This window comes from Mesorhizobium sp. M1A.F.Ca.IN.020.06.1.1, from assembly GCF_004023265.1.
GTDB lineage: Bacteria > Pseudomonadota > Alphaproteobacteria > Rhizobiales > Rhizobiaceae > Mesorhizobium.
This window is the reverse complement of sequence record NZ_RZSR01000415.1, coordinates 1-4,997: the sequence shown is the minus strand read 5'-3', so window position 1 is coordinate 4,997 and position 4,997 is coordinate 1. Positions and strand designations below refer to the sequence as shown.

Annotated in this window: 4 protein-coding genes and 1 pseudogene; 2 read left to right on the top strand and 3 right to left on the bottom strand. The window is 63.9% G+C overall.

Annotated features, from left to right (window positions below; translation table 11 throughout):
* Both EOA60_RS18480 and EOA60_RS18475 read right to left on the bottom strand, forming a co-directional pair.
* Positions 1-1,009 (bottom strand): aspartate aminotransferase family protein (locus EOA60_RS18480; RefSeq protein ID WP_164899390.1); only part of this gene is annotated, 1,009 nt, incomplete at its 3' end.
* An 88-nt stretch (positions 1,010-1,097) separates the two neighbouring features.
* Entirely contained in the window at positions 1,098-2,588 is a 1,491-nt protein-coding gene (locus EOA60_RS18475; protein WP_164748385.1) for a winged helix-turn-helix domain-containing protein, read from the bottom strand.
* Between the two features lie 175 nt (positions 2,589-2,763).
* Here EOA60_RS18475 and EOA60_RS18470 point away from each other — a divergent pair, with 175 nt between their 5' ends.
* On the top strand, positions 2,764-3,480 hold the full coding sequence (locus tag EOA60_RS18470; RefSeq protein ID WP_067321804.1) for a class I SAM-dependent methyltransferase: 717 nt from the start codon (positions 2,764-2,766) through the stop codon (positions 3,478-3,480).
* A gap of 177 nt (positions 3,481-3,657) precedes the next feature.
* On the opposite strand, the gene EOA60_RS18465 is transcribed toward EOA60_RS18470, so the two are convergent.
* Complete coding sequence (locus EOA60_RS18465) at positions 3,658-4,563, bottom strand: alpha/beta hydrolase (RefSeq protein WP_127335537.1); 906 nt, start codon at positions 4,561-4,563, stop codon at positions 3,658-3,660.
* A gap of 194 nt (positions 4,564-4,757) precedes the next feature.
* On the opposite strand from EOA60_RS18465, the pseudogene EOA60_RS18460 reads away from it, so the two are divergent.
* Positions 4,758-4,997, top strand: a pseudogene (locus EOA60_RS18460) (amidohydrolase); the annotation flags it as partial.

Below are 4,997 nucleotides of genomic sequence, written 5' to 3'. Positions count from 1 at the left end.
GGCGATCGAGGTGGGCAAAGCTTTCCCTGGTCAGCGCCCGCATTGCGGCCAGCCCGGCGCGCATCGTCACCGGATTGGCGGTGAAGGTGCCGCCATGCGGCAAAGCGGGCTTGCCCTGGGTCGGATCGAACACCGCCATGATGTCGGCCCGGCCGCCGACGGCACCCACGGGAAAGCCTCCGCCGATGATCTTGCCCAGCGCCGTCAGGTCGGGCTCGATGCCCCACAGCCCCTGCGCGCCCGAATAGCCGAGGCGGAAGGAAATCACCTCGTCGAAGATGACCAGGGCACCCGCCGCATGGGCGATCTCGACCATGGCGTGCAGGTAATCCTGCCGCGCCGGAATGAGGCCGGCGCGGTTCGGCATGGGATCGATCAGCACGCCGGCAATGGTATCGCGCTCAGCGGCGAAGACCGCGCGCAGCGCTTCGCTGTCGTTGAACGGCACGGCGATCACATCGTCCAGCACCCCGCGCGGCGTGCCCCTCGCATAGGGCGTGGAATTCGGCATGTCTCCCCAATTGGCGGGAGTACTGTCAAGGCTGACTTCGGCGAAGTCGTAGGAGCCGTGATAGGCGCCCTCGATCTTGACGATTTTGGGCCGTCCGGTGAAGGCGCGCGCGGCCTTGATGGCCATCATCACCCCCTCGGTCCCGGAGTTGGCGAAGCGGATCCGGTCGACCGAGGGCAAGCGCTCGACCAGCAGCTCGGCAAGCTCGATCTCGCTGACCGTCGGCGCACCGAAGGCCGTGCCGAACGGCAGCTGGTCGATCACCGCGCCGGCCACATCCGGTTGCGTGTAGCCATGGATCATCGAGGTGAAATTGTTGATGCAGTCGTAATAGACGTTGCCGTCCACATCCCAGACCCTGCACCCCTCGCCTCGCGAGGCATAGATCGGAAACGGATCGACAAAGACCGTGGTGCGCGTGTTCCCGCCCGGCATCACCTTCCTGGCACGTTCGAACAGGGTCTTCGACAGGGGCATTGCGTCTGGATAGTGCGGCATGGTTCGATCGTATGGCTTTGTTGGCGCAGTGCGCAATCGGCCAGGCGAGGCCTGCGACGTGACCACCAAGACCCAATTGAAGCCAAAGCTAGGCCAACCCCGCCATGCGAAGTCCGCTGATGTAGAGAGCGCGCTTTTCGGGCCTGACGATGGGGTGGTGCTCGTCGACCCAGGCCACCGAGAGGTTCGGCTGTAGCCGCAGGGCCTCCTTCAACGCCGCGGCGGCGGTGGCGACATCGCCGGCAAGGGCAGCCGTCGCCGCATAAGTCCGCCAAGCGGTGCCGAAAGCCGGCCGAAGCTGAACGGCCCGGCGCTCCAGATCGGCCGCCACATCGAACCGTCCCGCGGTGAAGTGGCAGATACCCATGGTGGAAAAGATCGCCGCCTGAATGAAATCCCGCGGGCTGAGCCGCGCGGCAATCGCCAGGTGATGCAAGCCATCCTCCGCCATGTCGCCATAGCCATAGGTGGAACCCAGAATGCAGTGCGCGAGCGAGAGCCCAGGATTGCGTTCGATCGCCTCCAGCAATTCGTCTACCGCCGAGCGAAAATTTCGCGACACCATGTGAACATAGCCGGCCGAAAGATGCGCCCAGGGATCGTCCTGATCGCGCACGACCGCCGCTTGTGCCCTCGTCAAAGCGGAGGCCAACAGCTCACGGGGTTTCGGCGTCAGGCCAAGCGCTGCCCGCGCGCCGGTCGTCCAGGCAAGAAGGCTGTTGGCGCGGGCATAATCGGGATCGATCTCAAGCGCCTTGACGAGCAGACCCTCGGCCATGTCGAGGTCTTTCTCGGATCCCCACGTCCAGACATGGGGCATGGCCTTCATCACAAAGCCCCAGGCGTCGAGCCTCTCGGCGGGACGGCTATGCAGGCGCAGACGCTCGGCTTCGTAAAGCTGAGGCTCGATCGAAGCCATAACCTTGTGGGTGATCTGGTCTTGCAACGCCAGGAAATCGCCGCTCTCGACATCGAAGCGTTCCGCCCACACCTGCGTACCCGCGCTGGCATCGCTCAGCGTCGCCGTGATCCTCAGGGCCTGCCCGGACTGGCGCACGCTGCCCTGCAGGACGTAGCGGACTTTCAGCTCGCGGCGCAGGCGATCGAGCTCGATGTGCTGCGGGTCATAGGCAAAGGAAGAACTCCGGTCACGCACATGCAGACCTCGCAACCGCGACAGGCCGGTGATGATGTCCTCCGACAGGCCGTCGGCAAAGTAGGACTTTTCGGGATCGTCGCCGATCAGGCGAAAACGGGTCACCGCGATCGACGGCCCCTCGTCCGCTTCGGCTGCACCGTTTCGCGTATCGCTTGCGTCAAGCCGCACCTCGCCGGTCAGCCGGTAGCCCACGCGCGCGACCGACAGGATCGAATGCGAGGCGTCGGGCCCCTCGCCCAGGACCTTGCGCAAGGCGGCGATCTGCACCGACAGGTTGCCCTCCTCGACCGCCAGTCCGTTCCAGGCTGCATCGAGCAGTTCGTCCTTACCGACCACGACTCCGGCCGAGCGCAGCAGGCGCTCCAGAAGCAGCATGGCCCGGTAGCCTACCGAAATCGGCACTCCGCGTCGGTAAAGCATTCCCGCTCCCGCATCGAGCAAGAAAGGACCAAAACTGTAGCGCCGCTCCTCCATCAGCTCACGCTAATGCAATGAGGCGTTTTTTGGAAGTTTTCGGAAGTTTTAGCACCTCGGTTCGCTACATTTAGCGGCCCGCATTTCACCTTGATTGCTCCTGACCGAGAGGAGCGATCCCATGACTGCCGCCACCAAGATCGAAGTTGCCGTGCCCCCCTCTGCCCTGTTCCAAGAAATGTGGGGCATCTATCGCAAGGTTCTGGACAACAACTACCTGTTTCACCGTGAAGCTTATGCGGTGCTTCGCCAGTTGCTGCAAAACCAACGCCCTGGCTTCTCTTTCCTGGACCTTGCATGCGGAGACGCCTCGTTCAGTGCGGCTGCCTTGGAGGGCTTGCCCGTCGGTCGCTACGTCGGCATCGACCTGTCGCGGACAGCGCTCGATGAGGCAACCGCCAATGTCGCCGGTCTGTCATGCGCCGCCGAACTGCGGCGCGGGGAATTCGTAGAGTGGCTGACCGCCTCGGAGGAGCCTGTCGACTTCGCCTGGATCGGCCTGTCCTTGCACCATTTACGCTTCGACAAAAAACTCGAGGTCATGCACCAGCTGCGGCGCCTTGTCGGCCCATCCGGGACACTTCTGGTCTACGAGAACACATGCAAAATGTGGGAGAGCCGGGCCGGCTGGATGAGACGATGGGAACGGCAGCGCAAAGATTTTTCAGCGCTCAGCAGCCTCGAATGGCTGCTGCTCGCCACCCACGTGCATAGCATGGATTACCCTGAGACGGCGTCTTCCTGGCGGAATCTTGGCCGGCGGGCCGGCTTCCGCGAGGTGCGTGAGCACTACAGGAGTCCTTCGAACCTATTCCGGTTGTTCAGCTTCAAGGCTTAGCGGCTCGCGGCCGACAACTTCGCGTCGACGAGCCGGGCTCGGCGAACTCACACGCGAACCAAAGCTCTACCTGAATGGTCGAAATGCAGGGCGCGAGTGGGCGGGACATCGAGCTGCCAGGCGCGGCATCAAAGCGGTCAGGTCGGGAACATGCCAATCCTGCCTGGCCGCCGGTGGCTACACAAATTCGCGGGCAAAGCTGCCCGCGCTCAGAAGCGCGCGCCGTCCGGCGCTCAATTGCGCATTCCAGACCGGCCAGGCATGAATCATATGCGGCCAGATTTCGAGGCGTGCCTCGACGTCCGCTATGCCGGCGGCCTCGGCGAGCCGCGTCGCGTCCGACAGCAGCGATTCGGCGGAACCGACCTGGATCAGCATTGGAGGAAATCCGGTCAGATCGGCAAACAAGGGCGAGATCAGCGGATCGCGCCGATCCACACCATGGGGAACATAGGCGCCCGCCAGTTCCTCCAGATAGGCCCGGTGGATGATGGGGTCGATCGCGTCCTTGGCTGACAATGTCGTGCCGGACATCGAAAGATCCGTCCAGGGCGAGACCAGCCAAAGGCAGCCCGGCAATCGCTCGCCCGCCGCGCGCAACCGGCCGACCAGTGACAGGCTGAGATTGCCGCCGGCACTGTCTCCGCCGACAACGATGCGATCCGGCGCGATCCCTTGCTCGGCGAGGAAGCGCCACGCCGCGAGCGCGTCTTCGTGCTGCGCGGGAAAGGGATGTTCCGGCGCGCGCCGATAGCCGACCGCAAGCGTGCGCATTCTCATTGCCCGGCCGGCCTCTGTCACCATTCGACGATGGCTTGTGATCGAGCCGGAGCAGTAACCGCCACCATGGAAGAAGAGCAGCACCTTGTCCGTGTCGGACCCGGGCGCCAAGGACCACTCGGACGCGAGGTCGTTGAAAGTCACCGCCTCGCATCGGATATCGGCCGCGACCGGCGAGGACGAGCCGACCTCGTCGAGCCGCGCCCGGCGTTCGTCCCAGCCCACCGGCCGCGGCTTCGACGCCAGCAAGGCGCGAATTGCGTTGATTTCCTTTAGATCGAGGTTTTCGCCCGCACCGCTCATTTCTACGCCCCGACCAAGCGCGCCGCGACTAGTAGCGCTTTGAGCTTTGGCAACGGAAATCGTTGGGATAGTCGCTGGATGTGTCAAGCTGCGTCAGCGAATTCGCCCATGGACTATTTGAATTGATCGGCATGGCACGGCGCGAGCAGAACCCTATTGTGTTTGTGTTAGCTGCAAACCACGCGGAGACGAACGTGACCCTGACCAACCGAGACCTGGTCGAGCTGACGGAATGGCGGCGCAAGCTGCATCGGCAGCCGGAAATCTCCAACGAAGAGGAGAATACGGCGAAGGAGGTCGTCGACTTCCTCGCCGATACCGGGCCGGACAAGGTGCTGACCGGGCTCGGCGGCCATGGCGTGGCGGCGGTCTATGACAGCGGGCAAGCCGGGCCGACGGTGCTGTTTCGCTCCGAGCTCGACGCGCTGCCGATC

What these genes read in the sequence shown, in the direction of transcription:
- EOA60_RS18465 (WP_127335537.1), bottom strand. Translation starts at nt 4,563, where the DNA reads ATGAGCGGTGCGGGCGAAAACCTCGATCTAAAGGAAATCAACGCAATT.
- EOA60_RS18475 (WP_164748385.1), bottom strand. Translation starts at nt 2,588, where the DNA reads ATGCTTTACCGACGCGGAGTGCCGATTTCGGTAGGCTACCGGGCCATG.
- EOA60_RS18470 (WP_067321804.1), top strand. Translation starts at nt 2,764, where the DNA reads ATGACTGCCGCCACCAAGATCGAAGTTGCCGTGCCCCCCTCTGCCCTG.